Genomic DNA, 16,292 nt, shown 5'->3' with positions numbered 1-16,292 from the left:
TTCGGGCGCGAGTATAACAGGCGTGCGGCTCAGCGCTAGTTTACCCATTCGATGGTCACCAGGCGCGTATCGGCGCGGCCGCGATCGTCCACCGCCCGAATGCGATAACGCCCGTTGTTGATCGGCCGCCAGTCGATCGGCTTTTTGCTGGCGCTGCTACCGAGATAGATATCGTCGACAAACCAGTACACCGTCTTGCTGTCGGCGTCCGTCACCGCATTGAAGGCGATTTTGTCCCGCCCCTGCTGCGACTGGCGCAGGGTATAGGTGGTATTTTTCAGCGGCGAAGTGATGCGCGGTGCGTTGCCGCCGACGGCGATGCCGTTGTCCTTGCAGCGGTTAACCGGCGGCGTCCGTTTCGGCAGCCCTGCCTGGGCGAACACGTTGGCCAGATCGGAAGGCCAGAATTCAAAGATTTCGGTACGGGTCTGCGCCGCGTCATACGGCGGGCAAACGACCTCGCCGCTGTGAATATCCAGCACCACAGGCCGATAGACGCTGTCCACCTTGATCGGCGACTTGCCGGGAATGAACCAGGTCTTGCCCTTTTGCTGGCACCACGGCGTCGGCAGATCGCCGCTGGCGAGACAAATCTCCACCCGCCGCAGCCGTTGGGGGAACGGATGTTTCGGTTCCCGCAGGCCAGGGTAGCTGGCGTTGACGCTGTCGATGATATTGAAAAACAGCGGCGCGGCCGCCTCGGCGCCGACCAACGCATTGTTGCCGCGCCCGTCGAAGTTGCCTTCCCACACCACCAGCACGTAAGGGCCGAAAATTCCGACGCTCCAGGCGTCGCGAAAGCCCCATGAAGTCCCGGTCTTCCAATACACCGGCAGCGAAGAAGAACGCTGTGCCAGCGTATCGCCCGGCCGCCGGTGCTGGCGCAGCATATCCAGCGTGATGAAACTGGCCTCCTCACTCAGCAGCCGCACCGGCGTCGATTCGGCCTCGTTCAATCGCATGCGAAGCGGCCGCAGCTCGCCGCGGTTCGCCAGCAGCGCATACAGCTTCGCCAATTCCTGCGCCGTCACCTCACCGCCGCCCAATACCAGCGACAGCCCGTAGTGGCTCTCATTGGCCATATTGGCGACGCCGGTCAGGCGTAAGAACTGATAAAAAGTCGGCTGGCGCAGCTGCGAGGCGACATATACCGCCGGGATGTTACGGCTGAAGTTCAGCGCGTCGGTGGCGGTCACCGGGCCGAGAAAGCGCCGGTCGAAGTTTTCCGGCGCATAGGCGCCGAACGACGAAGGCACGTCTTTCAGGATAGTCATCGGATGCAACACGCCTTGCTCCATGCCCAGCGCGTAGATGAACGGCTTCAGCGTCGAGCCCGGCGAACGTTTGGCGTTGGTGCCGTTCACCTGCCCCTGGATCGGCCGATTGTAATAGTCCGCCGATCCTACCAGCGCGCGCACCCCCATATCGCGGCTGTCCACCAGCAGCACCGCGGCGTTTTGAATGCCGCGGCTGCGGTTGCGGGCGATAAAGGCGTTAACCTGCCGCTCGACCAGCCGCTGCAACCCGGCGTCCAGCGTCGTGTCTACGCGGGTATCGCGCTGCACCAGTTGCTGCGTCTGCAGGCGTAGCTGTTCGATAAAGTGCGGCGCAATATAAGGCACTTGTTCAGGCTGCCGCAGCGCCAGCGGCAGGCGGAACAGCGTTTGCTGGCTGGCGTCGGTGGGGTAAACCCGCTGCCAACGCTGGAACAGACGATTGCGCGCCTGCGTCAACGCCGCGCCGAGCACGCCGGTTTTCGGCTCCAGACGGTAGCTGGGTGACTGCGGCAAGACCGCCAGCGTCAGCGCCTCCGGCAGAGTCAACTCCCGCGGCGGCTTGGCGAAATAGATCAGGCTGGCGGCGCCGATGCTTTCAATGTTGCGGCCGTAGGGCGCGTAATTCAAATAGGCTTCCAGGATATCGCGCTTGGAGTAGCTCAGTTCCAGCTGCACCGCACGCAGCACCTGCAACACCTTGCCGCCCGGCGTACGGGTATTGAGATGCCAGCGCATCCGCGCCAGCTGCATGCTGATGGTCGAACCGCCCTGCATTTTGCCGCCGGCGACATAGCTGCGCCAGAAACCGCGCATCAGGCTGACAGGGTTAAAGCCGGGGTTATAGTAGAACCAACGATCTTCGTGCAGCAGCAACCCGCGCACCGCCAGCGGCGACACTTGCTCCAGCGGGGTCCACAGCCGGTAGCGATCGTCGTTGGCCAGCGTAATGCGCAGCAGCGCGCCGTGCCTGTCGTAATAAACGGAAGACTGCGGCAGCCCCTGCCACAGGGGCGGATGCGGCCACAGCCGAATTGCGGTCAACAGCAGCGCCAGTAAAAACACCGCCATCAAGCCGTTTTGCAGCACGCGCCCGGTCAGGATCTTCATACGTTCTCAGCATTCCGGCGCCAGACGCTGGCCTGGCGCCGGATACGGCCTAGTCGTTGCCCGCCGGCACCACCACCAGCTTGCCGCCGCCGGCCGACATGGCCTGCACTTCTCGGTCATACATGGCTTCGCCGTAGGCCGGTGGAATAATAAAGCTGCCGGTATTGGTGGCCTTGATCTGATAGACGAACTCCTGCACCTCGGTGCCGGCGCTGCCGTAGATAATCACCCGATCTTCACGGATGTCGCTGTAATCCGGCGCCCAGGTGGAGCCGGTGGCGGCCAGCGGCGACTGCCAGCCGCCGCGATCGTCGCTCTCTTCACCGGCATCGGCCGGTTCCAGCGGCGTCTGCTGCACCACTTCGAACCCGCCCGGCAGCAGATCGACAATCGCCAGGTTGCTCTGCCCCTCTTTCGAGTTGGCGCGCACCTTCAGATGGACGTTGATCTTCTGCCCCAGCGTCACCTGCGTCACCGGTTTGCCCTGTTCGTCGGTGTACTCGCGGACGATCTCAATCCCGCGCGACAGCGCTTTTTGCGGCGCGTTCAGATCGTAACCGGCCTGCGTCACCACATACCAGGCCGGCGCGCTGCCGCCGTTGGTGAAGCGCACGGCGGTGGCATCGGCGTTGAACTGCCCCTGAACGAACAGCCCCTGCAGTTCACTGATGCGCTGCGGGTCGCCGCCGCTTTTGCCCACCTGCACGATGCCTAACGCGTCCGCATTGGCGGATTGCGCCGCCACCTGGGCCGAGTAGCTTTCCAGCGCCAGGATGCTCATTGCAGAGGAGTAGGTGGTGTAACGCTCTTCTTTCAGCGCCTTGACCATATTCTCCAGCACCTGCGGCGGAATCGACGCCACCTTCTCAGGGAAGTGACGGGTAATCAAATACAGCCGCGTCGCATCCTGCACCAGCGGATCGAAATAGTTCTGCGTCCACCAGGCGCTGTCATACGCCTTGCTCAGTTGCTGCCAGCTCGGTTGCAACAGCGCGGCGGCTTCGTCGTCCATCTTCAACAGGCGATAGGAAGAGGCCAGATACAGCGCACTCAGGTCGGTTTTCCACTCTTCGCCATAGCGTTTTTGCAGCGTATCCTGCACCGCCGCCAGCGAGTTGGTGGTCACTTCGCCCTGCAGCGTCAGCAGGTAAACCGCCCAGCTGCGCAGGCGCAGCAGATACAGATCGTCGAAACCGCTGGCCGCCAGCTCGCGCAACGCGCCGTTGGCTTCATCCAGCATGCCTTCCGGCAGGGCGTAGCCCGCCGCTTTGGCTTCGAGCAGATACTGCACCACATAAGGCGTGACGAAAGGATCGGCATCCGGCGATGAACGCCAGGCGCCGATCGCCCCGCTGTCGTTCTGGCGGGCGCGCAGCACGCCAAGCAGATTGCGCAGCTGCTTGCTGACTTCCGCCTGGCTCAGGCTGCTTTTCATCTCTGGGTGGCGGCTCTGCAGCATCAGCGGAATGGAACGGCTGACGATCTGCTCGGAACAGTAATATGGGTAATCCGCCAGGTATTGCGCCAGCCCATTGGTCAGCACCAGCGGTGAATTCGACACCGCAGCCCGGCGCTGCGCGAAAGCATCGAACATCTGGCGCAGGCCATCGACGTTCTGGCTGCTGCCACTCATGCGCCCCATCACCGACTGGGTGCGGTACGGCGCCGCCGGCCGCACCGAGGTGCTGACGGTGCGGCGGCTGGCCTGGTCGCCGTAACGGGCGTCGAACACCAGCGGCGCATCGCCCAAAACGGCTTTGGCGCGCAGGCGGAAAGCGATCACGCCCTCGCGTTTTTCCGCCAGCGTCAGGCTTTGCGTCGCGTTGCCCACCACCTCCAACTGCGGCGGCGGCGTCAGCAGGACGTTGATGGCTGCCGACTGGCCGTTCAGCCCTTCGAGGTTGTTGCTGATGCCCACGCTGACGTCGAACTCATCGCCCGGCGCCACCATCGCCGGCACGTTCGGCGTCATGATGAAGCTGTCACGCACCGTGGCGGCGGTTTGCGCCTTGCCGATTTTCTCCGGCGTCACCGAAATCGCCATGACGCGGATCTTGCCGTTGAAGTAGTCCGGCACCGGGTAGACGAACTGCTTCTCGCCGCTGACTTCGGTAATGCCGGACCAGTAGGCCACCGGCTTGTCACGCTTGCGTTTGAACGGGTTGAGGTTGAGATCCAACCCTTCGCCCGCATCGCCGCCCGGCGCCGCGGTCAGCGCCATCAGCTTGCTGAACTCCGGCAGGATCAGATCGAGGATCTGCGAGCTGCTCACGTTCAGTTCGCGCTTGCTGAAGAAGAACTCCAGCGGATCCTTCAGGCGGTAACGCGCCACCTGCAGAATGCCCTCATCGACGGCGAACAGCGCCACCTGCTGCGGCGCATCGGTCTTGACCGTCATCGTCAGGTTTTCACCCGGCTTGATGACCGCCGGCGCCGTCACCTCGAGGCTGTTTTGGCGCGCCTTGGTGCTGATCTTGAACGGCATCACGCCGTAACTCAGCGGGCTCATGAAGATCTCGCTGGAGTTGATGTCGCGCACGAACTGCACGTTGATGTAGCCGTTGCCCTCCATGCCGGCCGGCACGCGGATCGTCTGCACCGAGCTGGTGGTATCGCTGTGGAACCACTGCCAGGCGTAAACTTTGTCCTTCTCGATGGTGATCAAACCGCTGCCGGTATAAGGCGCGTTAATCGCCACCTCGATCTCCTCGCCCGGCTGGTATTCCGCCTGGTTCAGTTTCAGCTTCAGTTCGGCGTTGCGATCCAGCGAACGGCTCAGGTTGGCGTTGCCGGCCACGCTGTAGGCGACGCGGTTGAGCGTCTTGCCCTGCGCATCTTCAATCACCAGCACGAAGTCGCCCGGCTTATCAGTCGTCAGCCGCAGATCCGCGCCCTGCTCACTCAGCGCCAGCGGCTGTTCCGACAGCTGCACTTCCTTCATCTTCGACTGGTATTTGTAAACGCCCGAATCCTGTTTGGTCAGCACCGAAATGTATTTCTGTTCGATCAGCACCTGCTTCAGATTCGGCATGGCGATCTGTTTCAGGGCCGGATCGATGGCGATCACATTCAGATGCCGCTCCGCGTCGCGATTGATGTAGCCCAGATCGCCGTCGGCCTTCACCCCAATCAGATAATCGTAAGGCGAAACCAGCGTACGGGCGGTAGCCGCCACCGAACGCCCGCCGCCGGCGACGAACGCCTCCGACAACAGCTGCAGCTGATAGGTCGCGTCGGCGTAGGATTTCAGATCGAGCGGAATATCGGCCGCGCCATGCTCATCGGTGGTGCGATCTTCCAGCTCGGTTTCGAACCCGTCGCTGTTTTGCCGGTTTTCGTAGAACGCATAATCCGGGAAGCGATCGAAGCTCGGATACATCGGCCGCAGCGTCAGCCTGGTGGTCACGCGGCGATCTTGCGCCGGGGTGCCGAACAGGTTCTGCACGTCGATGCTGGCCTTCAGCTCAGACGGTTTTACCCAGCCTTGCTGGCGGTCCGGCGTCAACGCCAGCTTCACTTTCAGCTGATCCGGTTCGAACTCCTTCACATTGACCGCGGTATGGCCGAGCAGCGTGGAGGTATCGTTGTTTTTGCCGATCAGATACAGATAGACGTTCCACTCGCCGGTCGGTGAGTTTTCATCGGTGGTATAGCTCAGCTCGTTGAAACCGCTGGCGCCCAGCGTCAGCGGTACGGTGGACATCAGCTTGTCGCGCGGATCGCGAATTTCGGCACGCACCGGCACGCCGGCCAGGCCAACGCCCCAGTCGGCGGCGCGGGTGATCAGGCCAATATTGAAAGTATCCCCCGGCCGATAAACGCCGCGATCGGAGAATAGATAACTGCTGAGGGTGCGCGGATCGGTCGGCGTTTGTTCACCGGCGACGTCGAAGCGCGAGAAGTCCAGCCCGCGATCGTTATAGCTACCGGTCGGCAGGAAGGAGACATCCCCTTCCTTTTCCACCAGGAACATCACCGGCTGGCGCTCGTTGGTGTATACATCGAGCGCCGGGAAACGCACGTGGCCGTCGGCACCGGTGGTTTGGCTGAGCAGCGTCACGCCGTTTTTGGCCACTACCGACACGGTGGCGCCGCTGACCGGTGCGCCGCTTTGGATCGACTGCACAAAGACATCGCGCGTCTTATCCTGCGAGCTCTTGGCGACGATGCCCAGATCGGTCACCACCACAAAGCGCGAATCGCCGACGTCGGGCTGCTCTTCCCCTTCGCTTTCATCTTGTTCCTGATCCTGCTCGGTGCCCGCCTCTTCCGCCGCCGGTTTTCGGTTCGGCTGCCATTCGGACAGCGTCAGCAGGAATACCCCGCGATGGGAGCTGGCGTTGGTGGAGAGATAACGGGAGAGATCGATGCCCTGATAGTTCACTTCCCCCGGCCGCTCGTTGTTGAGCGCCGTTTGGTATTTGAAATGCTCGGTGAAATATTCGTCGTTGAGACGGTTGAATTCCGTGGACGAGTATTCCCGGCTTTTGAAGGAAACGATGTGCTGCAGCTGGCTCGGGATCACCCGTTTGATGTCCAGCCGCAGGCCCGCCACGTTACGCGCCGCCACGCTGATCTGCTTGTCGCCGTTAACCGACAGCAGCGAGCCCTGCGACATGAACTGCAGCGATTTCGGGAACTCCGGCACTTCGACCACCCGATAAACCTTCTTCGGCATCTTGTAACCGCCGACAGAGACCAGCTGGTTGTCTATCTCGAGCAACACAAAGCGGTGCGCCGGAGCGTCGAAACGGAAGCTGAACTGCGGTTGATAGGCCTCTTCCGCCTCGTTAAGCGTCAACGGCAGTGGCGTCGCCTGCGCCAGCACGTTTTTGCCGACGCTGTCGACCGTCCATTGATAGAAGTCTTCGGCATCGTTGGCGGCCTCGGCATCGCTCGGATCGTGCTGCGGCAGCAGCCAGGCTTTGGTGGCCCGCACCAACTCTTTATCCTTCACCGCATCGCTGAAACCGACCACCAGCGCACGCTGCCCTTGGCCGCCGTCGGTGTCCACGACCTGAGCGCTGGCGTCACTCAGCGCCAGGCTGTAGAGGGTGGGTACCTTGACCCAGTTGCTTTTCGCCTCTTCGACAGCGTTGCCGGCCGCCGTCGATTTAACGCCCTTACCGACGGTCAGATGCACCGCGCCGCCCTGATCCAGCGCCTGAAGCGGCTCGGAATGCACCCAGGCGTTCAGTTTTTTCTCGTCATAGACCAGAGAGAAGTTCAGCTTTTTCTCGGAGGACGTGCTGCCTTCCTTCAATCCCAGCGAAATCTGTTTTTCAAAGCTGGCGACGTCGACCGGCGCGTTGAACTGCAGATTGAAAATCGCGCTGCGTTTCTGCGCATTCTGTGGATCGCGGTAATACTCGGCCTGCCCCAGACGGTAATCGAACGCGGGCACGGTGAAGGCATAGCGGGTTTTGGCGAGCTTGACCTGCGGCGCCAGCAAGGTGGCGGGCTCCAGGGCCACCTCATATTTCGCTCCCATCGGCAGCGGTTTTTTCGGCGAGAACACCAGCGTTGATTCATTGCTCCACGCCCACTGCCCTTCCGCCGTCGGTTTGAGGGTGATACCGGCGCTCACGGTTTTACCCACCACGGCGATCGGCGCGACCGAGCCGCTGAAGGTCAGGCTCACCGTTTGCGGCGCCTGCCGGGCGGCGGCGTAATCTATCGGCTCGGGGTTGGCCACCTCGGCGCTGATCTCCTGAACCACCAACGGCGCCGGCTCGATGGGCTGGGGCCGATTTTGCCACCAGTGCCAACCGTAAAACGCGCCGCCCGCGGCCCCCGCCAGCAGCAGCAGGCCCAGACCGATCGCTTTCGGGTGTTTATCCACGCCGCTTTCGAGCCGCAAAAAACCGCGCGGCAGCGCAGCCCACCAGGCCGGCGCGCGCCAGCTGAGGTTGCCGACCAGCGGTCTCAGCAACCGTCCCAACAGCGACAACGCCCCACCCAGCAGGCGACAAACGCCCTTAACCAGGGTAAAAGGCAAACGCAGGATAAACCTTAATAAATCCATTATTGCAGCACCTCATCATCCTAATGCAGCCCCCGGTCAACCGTCGCGGTTCAACCGAGCCGAAAGACACCGTCGGCTCTCCTGCCCGGCATCCGCGTGAGTACTCTACACTGCCGGACGGCAAAAATCTGCGCGCCGCCGGCGGATTACGGCTCTTTATTCAACATCAAATCCAGCTGTTGCAGCAGCACCAGCAGCGGCAGGCTGCTCGGCTCACGATCTTTCAGCGCCTCTTCGAAATAAGGCGTGATGGCGAAGCGCGTCGGCAGCGGCGCTTGGGCATCCAGCAGCGCATACATGCGCGGCAGAAACACCCACTGCAGCCAGGCTTCGGCCGACATGCTGTCGATACAGAACGGCTCGGTGCTGGAAAAAGCCTCATGCTCAGGCGGCGCGGCCTGCCACAGCGCCAGATCGCGCATGGATTGTTCAATCGCCTGCAAACTGCGGCGCACCTGGTTATGTATACTCATCTGCATTCCCGATCTCTTTTCATTATGGTATTCAGCTCGCTGGCTGAAAGGCGGCAAAGCATAGCATTTTTATAGCCCAAATTTGGCGCGCCCGAGACCGGCTGCCGTTTTTATCTGGTGGCGATCGCCGCCACGCGGCACAATAGGCCCATCGAATACACCACACAGATAAAGATTCATGTCCGTAATAACAGAGAAAAAAAACCACGCGACGCCCGGTAAAGCCATGCTGGCCTCGGTCACCGGTTATGCCATGGACGGGTTTGACCTGCTGATCCTCGGCTTTATGCTGCCGGCCATCAGCATCGAATTAGGATTAACCTCATCGGCCGCCGGTTCGCTGGTCACCTGGACGCTGATCGGCGCGGTGCTGGGCGGCGTGATCTTCGGCCACCTTAGCGATCGTTTCGGCCGAATCCGGGTGCTGACCATCACCATTCTGATGTTTTCCCTGTTCACCGGCCTGTGCGCCGTGGCGCAAGGGTATTGGGATCTGCTGGCCTATCGCACCCTGGCAGGCATCGGGCTGGGCGGCGAATTCGGCATCGGCATGGCGCTGATCGCCGAAGCCTGGCCGGCGGAGAAACGCAACCGCGCTTCGGCTTACGTCGGCATGGGCTGGCAATTGGGCGTGCTGGCAGCCGCCTTCCTGACGCCGCTGCTGCTGGAACACATCGGCTGGCGCGGTATGTTCCTGGTCGGTCTGCTGCCGGCGCTGGCGTCATTCCTGATCCGCCGCACGCTGGGCGAGCCGGAGGCGTTCGTGCGGCAGAAAGACGCCGGGCAGCCGCTCTCCTTCCTGCAGCGTTTGCGCCTGCTGTTTAAGGATCGCGCTACCAGCAAGGCCAGCATCGGCATCTTCATTCTCTGTTCGGTGCAAAACTTCGGTTACTACGGGCTGATGATCTGGATGCCGACTTACCTGGCGAAAAACTTCGGCTTCTCACTCACCAAGTCCGGCCTGTGGACGGCGGTGACGGTGGTCGGCATGACGTTCGGTATCTGGCTGTTTGGCATGCTGGCCGATCGCTTCGCCCGCTGGAAGATTTTCGTGTTGTATCAGGTAGGCGCGGTAGTGATGGTGATCGGCTACGCCCAGTTGAGCGATCCGATGCTGATGCTGTTCGCCGGCGCCGTGATGGGCATGTTCGTCAACGGCATGATCGGCGGCTACGGCGCATTGATTTCCGATACCTACCCGGTACAGGCGCGCGCCACCGCGCAAAACATCCTGTTCAATCTGGGGCGCGGCGTCGGCGGCCTGGGGCCATTGGTGATCGGTGCGCTGGTGACGCAGGTGTCGTTTACCGCCGCCATCAGCCTGCTGGCGGCGATTTACCTGCTGGATATCTACGCCACGCTGTTCCTGCTGCCGAAAAAACAGGGCGCAGGCGATACGCTGGGCGCGATTGGTTAACGCTGGCGATGGATTAAGCAGAGGAGCACGCACGGCGGGAGAGAACAAAAAGTTGGGGGCACTGCGTTAACAGTGCCCCCGGTTCGTTTTATAGCTATCCCGCTACACAGTGTGCTCCCTGCTCAATCCTTGAAAACTTTTCCTGCGGCCATCCTGACCAAGTGATCCTTGCATCATCCTGCAGCATCGTCCTGACGCGGTTCCTCAGCCTTCCTGACCCGCCGACAGTCCTGTGTCGGCTCTCAATCTCCGTCCTGGAGGTGTCCCTGGTTTCTATCCTGAAACATCCTGGGCATCTCCTGACGCCATCCTTCGCTCTGCCTGAGCGCATCCCTTTCTTCTTCCTGAAGCTGCATCATCCTGATGCTTTCCTGCTCCGCCGGTTCCGTTCCGGTAACGATAAGATCGCTTAAATTCCCCGGAATCACAAGGGTTTGGGAGGTGTCTCACACTAAATTAAGACTAAGAGTTATCCTAAAGAAATTCTAACCAATTGATCTGGATAACAATAATCTCATAGCCTGGAAAAAGGTGGGAAAAATTAAGAGCGATATCTCACAGCCCGTGTGAGAGATCTCTCACACGGGCGACGGCGAATCCGTCGCGATTCAGTCCAACACCGGGCGCAGCGCATCGAGGAAATTCCCGAGCGTCGCCGCCAACAAGGTGCGCTTATCGCTGCCGAACTGCTCCAGTACCACGTTGCCGCTGACGTTGCACAGCGACACCATCGTCATCTCGGATTCGGTGGTCGCCAGGAAGAGGGTCGGCGACAATTTGAGGCGCTTTTGCGTCACTAAATGGCCGATGAGGTTTTCCTGCAGGCGGATAAAATCCTCTTCGCTCCAGACCTGCAGCAGGCTCAGGCGATGCTCGCCGAACTGCGCGCTCATGTCGCCGGCGTATTGCTGCGTGTAGAAGCGATGCGCATCCGGCTGCAAACGCAGCTCCAGCGCGGTCTCTACCTTTTCCAGCGTCGCCGCCGGTTCGAAAGGCTGCGGCAACCACAGCACGTCGTCCTCGCGATTCTCCACGATGCAGGGCGACGGCACGCCGTACAGCGCCTCGCTGGCCGGCGCGTGGCCGCGCTCTTGCTGCCACAACTCGACATAGCGTTGAGTGAATTCACGCAGAGCGTGCGATACATCATGGTCCATATTCTTTCTCGCATACGTTAAACTGACGGCCATTGTACCTATCTCTGACCGAGGTGACAGCAGATGTCCTCATATCAAGACCACCAGGCCCTGTCAGGGCTGACGCTGGGCAAACCCACCGCCTACCGCGATCGCTACGACGCCACGCTGCTGCAGGCGGTGCCGCGCAGCATGAACCGCGAGCCGCTGGGGCTGTATCCCGACAACCTGCCCTTCCACGGCGCGGACATCTGGACGCTGTACGAACTCTCCTGGCTGAACGCCAACGGGCTGCCGCAGGTGGCGGTCGGCGAGATCAGCCTCAATGCCGACAGCCTGAACCTGATCGAATCGAAAAGCTTCAAGCTGTATCTCAACAGCTTCAACCAAACGCCGTTCGCCGATGGGGAAACGGTGCGCAGCACCCTGCAACGCGATCTGTCCGCCTGCGCCCAGGGCGAAGTCAGCGTCACCCTGTTCAGCGTCGAGCAGTTGGAAGGCTTGCCGATCGCCCGTCTGGCCGGCGACTGCATCGACCAGCAGGATATCCGCATCGACAATTATGAGTTCAACGCCGACTACCTGTTAAACGCCGCCGGTGAAGAGGTAGTGGAAGAGCAATTGGTCAGCCACCTGCTGAAGTCCAACTGCCTGATCACCCATCAACCGGACTGGGGCTCGGTGCAGATAAGCTATCGCGGCGCCAAGATCGATCGCGAAGCGCTCCTGCGCTACCTGGTCTCCTTCCGCCACCACAACGAATTCCACGAACAGTGCGTCGAGCGCATCTTCAATGATTTGATGCGCTACTGCCGGCCGCAGAGCCTGACGGTTTACGCTCGCTACACCCGTCGCGGCGGGCTGGACATCAACCCGTGGCGCAGCAACGTCGCGTTCACTCCCGAGCACGGCCGCCTGGCGCGCCAATAAGTGCGAAACATTGCTCAACAACTGAGCTAACGAGCGGTTTGTGTTGGTAAAAGCGCAGGGACGGCGGTAAGGTTAAAACGAGGCTGCAGCCGGGCAGAACGCCCGTTGCACCGCAGTACACCAACCATAACGAGATGCTGTTTTGCTGCGTATGGATTACTACCGCCCCGCACCGGGTGCAAAGGAGTTACCTTGATTACACACATCAGCCCGCTTGGCTCTATGGATTTATTGTCGCAGCTGGAAGTAGACATGCTGAAACGCACTGCCAGCAGCGACCTGTACCGCCTGTTCCGCAACTGTTCGCTGGCCGTGTTGAACTCCGGCAGCCAAACCGACAACAGCAAACAGCTGCTGTCGCGCTATGAAACCTTCGATATCAACGTGCTGCGCCGCGAGCGTGGCGTGAAACTGGAGCTGGTCAACCCGCCGGAAGAGGCGTTCGTCGACGGCCGCATCATCCGTTCATTGCAGGCCAACCTGTTCGCCGTGTTGCGCGACATCCTGTTCGTGCACGGCCAAATCGCCAGCGCCGGCCGTTTCCAGCATCTGAACCTGGAAAACTCGGCCCACATCACGAACCTGGTGTTCTCGATCCTGCGCAATGCACGCACGCTGCATCTGGATGAAGATCCCAACATGGTGGTGTGCTGGGGCGGCCACTCAATCAACGAGAACGAATACCTGTACGCGCGCAAGGTCGGCAGCCAGCTGGGCCTGCGCGAGTTGAACATCTGCACCGGCTGCGGGCCGGGCGCCATGGAAGCGCCGATGAAAGGCGCAGCGGTCGGTCACGCACAGCAGCGTTACCACAACAGCCGCTTCATCGGCATGACCGAGCCGTCGATCATCGCCGCCGAGCCGCCTAACCCGCTGGTGAACGAGCTGGTGATCATGCCGGACATCGAAAAACGTCTGGAAGCGTTCGTGCGCATCGCGCATGGCATCATCATCTTCCCTGGCGGCGTCGGCACCGCCGAAGAGCTGCTGTACCTGCTGGGTATCCTGATGAATCCGGAGAACAGCGAACAGGTGCTGCCGCTGATCCTGACCGGGCCGAAAGAGAGCGCCGACTACTTCCGCGTGCTGGACGAGTTCATCATGAACACGCTGGGCGACGCGGCGCGCCGTCACTACACCATTATCATCGACGATCCGGCGGAAGTGGCGCGGCAGATGAAGAAAGCCATGCCGCTGGTGAAGGAAAACCGCCGCAACACCGGCGACGCCTACAGCTTTAACTGGTCGATCCGCATCGCGCCGGATCTGCAGCTGCCGTTCGAGCCGACCCACGAGAACATGGCGAACCTCAATCTGTATCCGAACCAGCCGCCGGAGCAATTGGCCGCCGCGCTGCGCCGCGCCTTCTCCGGCATCGTGGCCGGTAACGTGAAGGAAAACGGCATCCACGCCATTGAACAGTTCGGCCCGTACAAGCTGCACGGCGAACCGCAGATGATGAAGCAGATGGACAGCCTGCTGCAGGGCTTTGTCGCCCAGCACCGCATGAAGCTGCCGGGCAGCGCCTATGTGCCCTGCTACGAAATCGTCGCCTGATCCTCAATCCTGGGCGGCGTAACGGCCGCCCTGTTTTTTCTGACCTTGCCGCCCATGATGATACACCTACTGATTGTCGACGCCCTGAACCTCATCCGCCGCATTCACGCCGTACAGGGCTCTCCTTGCGTCAACGCCTGCCGCCACGCGCTGCAGCAGCTGATCCAGCACAGCCGCCCGACCCACGCGGTAGCGGTATTCGACGAGGACGATCGCAGCGATAGCTGGCGTCACCAAATTCTGCCGGACTACAAGGCCGGGCGTTCGCCGATGCCGGAAAACCTGCAGCAGGAGATGCCGCAGTTGCGTGAGGCCTTCGCCGAGCTGGGCGTCGCCAGCTGGCATTCGCCCGGCAACGAAGCGGACGATCTGGCGGCCACGCTGGCGGCGAAGGTCGCCGGCGGCGGCCACCAGGTGACCATCGTCTCCACCGACAAAGGCTATTGCCAGCTGCTGGCGCCGAACGTACAGATCCGCGATTACTTCCAGAAACGCTGGTTGGATATGCCTTTCGTGCAGCAGGAATTCGGCGTGCAGCCGCAGCAACTGCCGGACTACTGGGGGTTAGCGGGGATCGGCAGCAGCAAGATCCCCGGCGTGGCCGGCATCGGGCCGAAAACCGCCGTGCTGCTGTTGCAGCAGTCGGGCAGTCTGGACGGGATCTATCAGCACCTGGAGCAGGTGCCGGAGAAATGGCGCGGCAAGCTGGAGCAGCACCGCGAGCTGGCCTACGTCAGCAAACAAGTCGCCACGCTGCGCACCGATCTGTCGCTGGACGGCAACCTGCAGCAGCTGCGACTGCCGATACAATAAGGGCGCTGCAAGCAGCGCCCTTCATCAGGTTTAACGCGATTAATCGCGCTCGTCGCGGCGACCCGGCACCGCCGACCACATGCGGCGCACGTGTACGGTGATCTCTTCGCGGTCGTGATACAGCTGTTTGGCGTGCACTTCGACGCTGATGCCGGCAGCGCCCAGCGCTTCGCGGATGCTCATCAGGTTTTGCGACACTTCCTCATAGCGCTTTTTCATCGGCAGCTTGAGGTTAAAGATCGCTTCGCGGCACCAACCTTTCACCAGCCACTGAATCATCAGGCTGGTCACTTTCGCCGGTTTCTCCACCATGTCGCACACCAGCCAGTAGATTTTGCTGCTGTTCGGCTCGAACTTGAAGCCGTCGGCGCGGTGGTGCGTCACCTGGCCGGTTTCCATCAGGCTCGGCGCCATCGGGCCGTTATCCACCGAATGCACCATCATGCTGCGTTTCACCAGCTGATAGGTCCAGCCGCCCGGGCAGGCGCCCAGATCGACCGCGTGCATGCCGCTGGCCAGGCGTTCGTCCCACTCGTCGGCGGGGATGAACACGTGGAACGCTTCTTCCAGCTTCAGCGTCGAACGGCTCGGCGCATCGGCTGGGAAGCGCAGACGCGGAATGCCCATGTAGAACGGCGAGTTGTTGTTGCTGTAGGAGTAACCGACGTAGCAGCAGCCCGGCGCGATGAAGAACACGTGCACCACCGGGCGAGTCGGGTTCTCGCGCGCCATCAGCACCTTCTGCTCGCGCATCGCGGCGCGCAGCGGCACCGTCAATTTGCGGCAGAATTTCATCAGCTCTTTGCTTTCGTTGGTGTCCGGCACTTCCACCCGCAGCTCGCCGCCGCGATCAACCACGCCGATCAGCATGCCAACGATCGGCGATACCCGATCCTCCGGTGGCAGATCGCGCAGCAGCTCACCCACCACGATCATCTGGCGGGCGAAAATCAGTTCGCGGAACGGAATCTCCCGCGCCAGGCGATCGGCATCGTCCGGCTGATAGCATTCGAACAGCACGTAACCGCTGTGCTCTTTTACCCGTGCAAAGCCGTAAATCTCCAACTGGGCGGCTTTGTCGGTGATCTCTGCCGCACACTCTTTTTCAAAGCCGGGGCGGCAGTACAACGCAATCTTATTCATGGCGCTCGGCCTTTTTCCTCAGACGCAAAGCGCCAATCAACATCAATATCCAGCCGATCAGGAAGCACACGCCGCCAACCGGCGTGATATATACCCAGACCTTCAGGTGCGACAGCGCCAGGCAATAGAGGCTGCCGCTGAACAACACGGTGCCGAACGCCAACAGCGCTCCGCTCCAGTAAAACCACAGGCTCACGCGGCGCTGCATCGCGACCGCCAGCGCCAGGATGGCCAGGGTGTGGAACCCCTGATACTCCAGCCCGGTACGGATCCAGGCCATTTCATTGGCGCCGAGCGTACCGCTTAACACATGCGCGCCGAATGCGCCCAGCGCGACAAACACAAAGCCGCTGATAGCGGCGAAAACCAGCATGGAACGGCTGCTCATCGTGATCTATCCCATTAAAAATCACC

10 protein-coding genes are annotated in these 16,292 nt (G+C 61.3%); 4 read left to right on the top strand and 6 right to left on the bottom strand.

The genetic code is table 11. The features are described 5' to 3' along the window. Positions 1-35: 35 nt before the first annotated feature. The 3 genes from pbpC to WA302_RS18505 form a co-directional block, all read right to left on the bottom strand. The gene (gene pbpC, locus WA302_RS18515; RefSeq protein WP_049206168.1) at positions 36-2,384 is read right to left on the bottom strand and encodes a penicillin-binding protein 1C; all 2,349 of its coding nucleotides are present in this window, start codon (positions 2,382-2,384) and stop codon (positions 36-38) included. Between the two features lie 49 nt (positions 2,385-2,433). Continuing rightward, positions 2,434-8,409 carry an alpha-2-macroglobulin family protein gene (locus WA302_RS18510; RefSeq protein WP_197801136.1) on the bottom strand — a complete coding sequence of 1,992 codons (5,976 nt, stop codon included), beginning with the start codon at positions 8,407-8,409 and terminating at the stop codon, positions 2,434-2,436. Between the two features lie 146 nt (positions 8,410-8,555). Next, complete coding sequence (locus tag WA302_RS18505) at positions 8,556-8,882, bottom strand: YqcC family protein (protein WP_025304043.1); 327 nt, start codon at positions 8,880-8,882, stop codon at positions 8,556-8,558. Between the two features lie 178 nt (positions 8,883-9,060). Here WA302_RS18505 and WA302_RS18500 point away from each other — a divergent pair, with 178 nt between their 5' ends. Beyond that, the gene (locus WA302_RS18500) at positions 9,061-10,299 is read left to right on the top strand and encodes an MFS transporter (protein ID WP_049206166.1); all 1,239 of its coding nucleotides are present in this window, start codon (positions 9,061-9,063) and stop codon (positions 10,297-10,299) included. 608 nt (positions 10,300-10,907) lie between these two features. On the opposite strand, the gene syd is transcribed toward WA302_RS18500, so the two are convergent. Further along, positions 10,908-11,456, bottom strand: coding sequence for a SecY-interacting protein (syd, locus tag WA302_RS18495; RefSeq protein ID WP_025304045.1), 549 nt, complete (start codon positions 11,454-11,456; stop codon positions 10,908-10,910). Positions 11,457-11,519: 63 nt separating this feature from the next. Here syd and queF point away from each other — a divergent pair, with 63 nt between their 5' ends. The 3 genes from queF (at position 11,520) to xni (ending at position 14,735) form a co-directional block, all read left to right on the top strand. After that, positions 11,520-12,365, top strand: coding sequence for an NADPH-dependent 7-cyano-7-deazaguanine reductase QueF (gene queF, locus WA302_RS18490; RefSeq protein WP_049206165.1), 846 nt, complete (start codon positions 11,520-11,522; stop codon positions 12,363-12,365). A gap of 192 nt (positions 12,366-12,557) precedes the next feature. Beyond that, a complete protein-coding gene (gene ppnN, locus WA302_RS18485) occupies positions 12,558-13,922 on the top strand; it encodes a nucleotide 5'-monophosphate nucleosidase PpnN (protein WP_049206164.1) in 1,365 nt (454 codons plus the stop codon). A 54-nt stretch (positions 13,923-13,976) separates the two neighbouring features. Further along, a complete protein-coding gene (xni, locus tag WA302_RS18480; RefSeq protein ID WP_261456831.1) occupies positions 13,977-14,735 on the top strand; it encodes a flap endonuclease Xni in 759 nt (252 codons plus the stop codon). A 39-nt stretch (positions 14,736-14,774) separates the two neighbouring features. Here xni and rlmM read toward each other — a convergent pair whose 3' ends face one another. After that, positions 14,775-15,878, bottom strand: coding sequence for a 23S rRNA (cytidine(2498)-2'-O)-methyltransferase RlmM (rlmM, locus tag WA302_RS18475; protein WP_019455735.1), 1,104 nt, complete (start codon positions 15,876-15,878; stop codon positions 14,775-14,777). Continuing rightward, on the bottom strand, positions 15,871-16,266 hold the full coding sequence (locus WA302_RS18470; protein ID WP_004931896.1) for a DUF423 domain-containing protein: 396 nt from the start codon (positions 16,264-16,266) through the stop codon (positions 15,871-15,873). Before WA302_RS18470 ends, rlmM begins: the two co-directional genes overlap by 8 nt. Positions 16,267-16,292 lie beyond the last annotated feature (26 nt).

This window comes from Serratia sp. 201, assembly GCF_037027545.1.
Taxonomy (GTDB): Bacteria; Pseudomonadota; Gammaproteobacteria; order Enterobacterales; family Enterobacteriaceae; genus Serratia; species Serratia bockelmannii.
The sequence above is the reverse complement of the archived record's forward strand: the minus strand, read 5'-3'. Positions and strand labels throughout refer to the sequence as shown.

Bases quoted from the DNA above. Each gene is read 5' to 3' on its own strand.
- WA302_RS18500 (WP_049206166.1), top strand. From the start codon at position 9,061: ATGTCCGTAATAACAGAGAAAAAAAACCACGCGACGCCCGGTAAAGCC.
- queF (WP_049206165.1), top strand. From the start codon at position 11,520: ATGTCCTCATATCAAGACCACCAGGCCCTGTCAGGGCTGACGCTGGGC.
- WA302_RS18510 (WP_197801136.1), bottom strand. From the start codon at position 8,409: ATGGATTTATTAAGGTTTATCCTGCGTTTGCCTTTTACCCTGGTTAAG.
- xni (WP_261456831.1), top strand. From the start codon at position 13,977: ATGATGATACACCTACTGATTGTCGACGCCCTGAACCTCATCCGCCGC.
- syd (WP_025304045.1), bottom strand. From the start codon at position 11,456: ATGGACCATGATGTATCGCACGCTCTGCGTGAATTCACTCAACGCTAT.
- WA302_RS18470 (WP_004931896.1), bottom strand. From the start codon at position 16,266: ATGAGCAGCCGTTCCATGCTGGTTTTCGCCGCTATCAGCGGCTTTGTG.
- pbpC (WP_049206168.1), bottom strand. From the start codon at position 2,384: ATGAAGATCCTGACCGGGCGCGTGCTGCAAAACGGCTTGATGGCGGTG.
- WA302_RS18505 (WP_025304043.1), bottom strand. From the start codon at position 8,882: ATGAGTATACATAACCAGGTGCGCCGCAGTTTGCAGGCGATTGAACAA.
- rlmM (WP_019455735.1), bottom strand. From the start codon at position 15,878: ATGAATAAGATTGCGTTGTACTGCCGCCCCGGCTTTGAAAAAGAGTGT.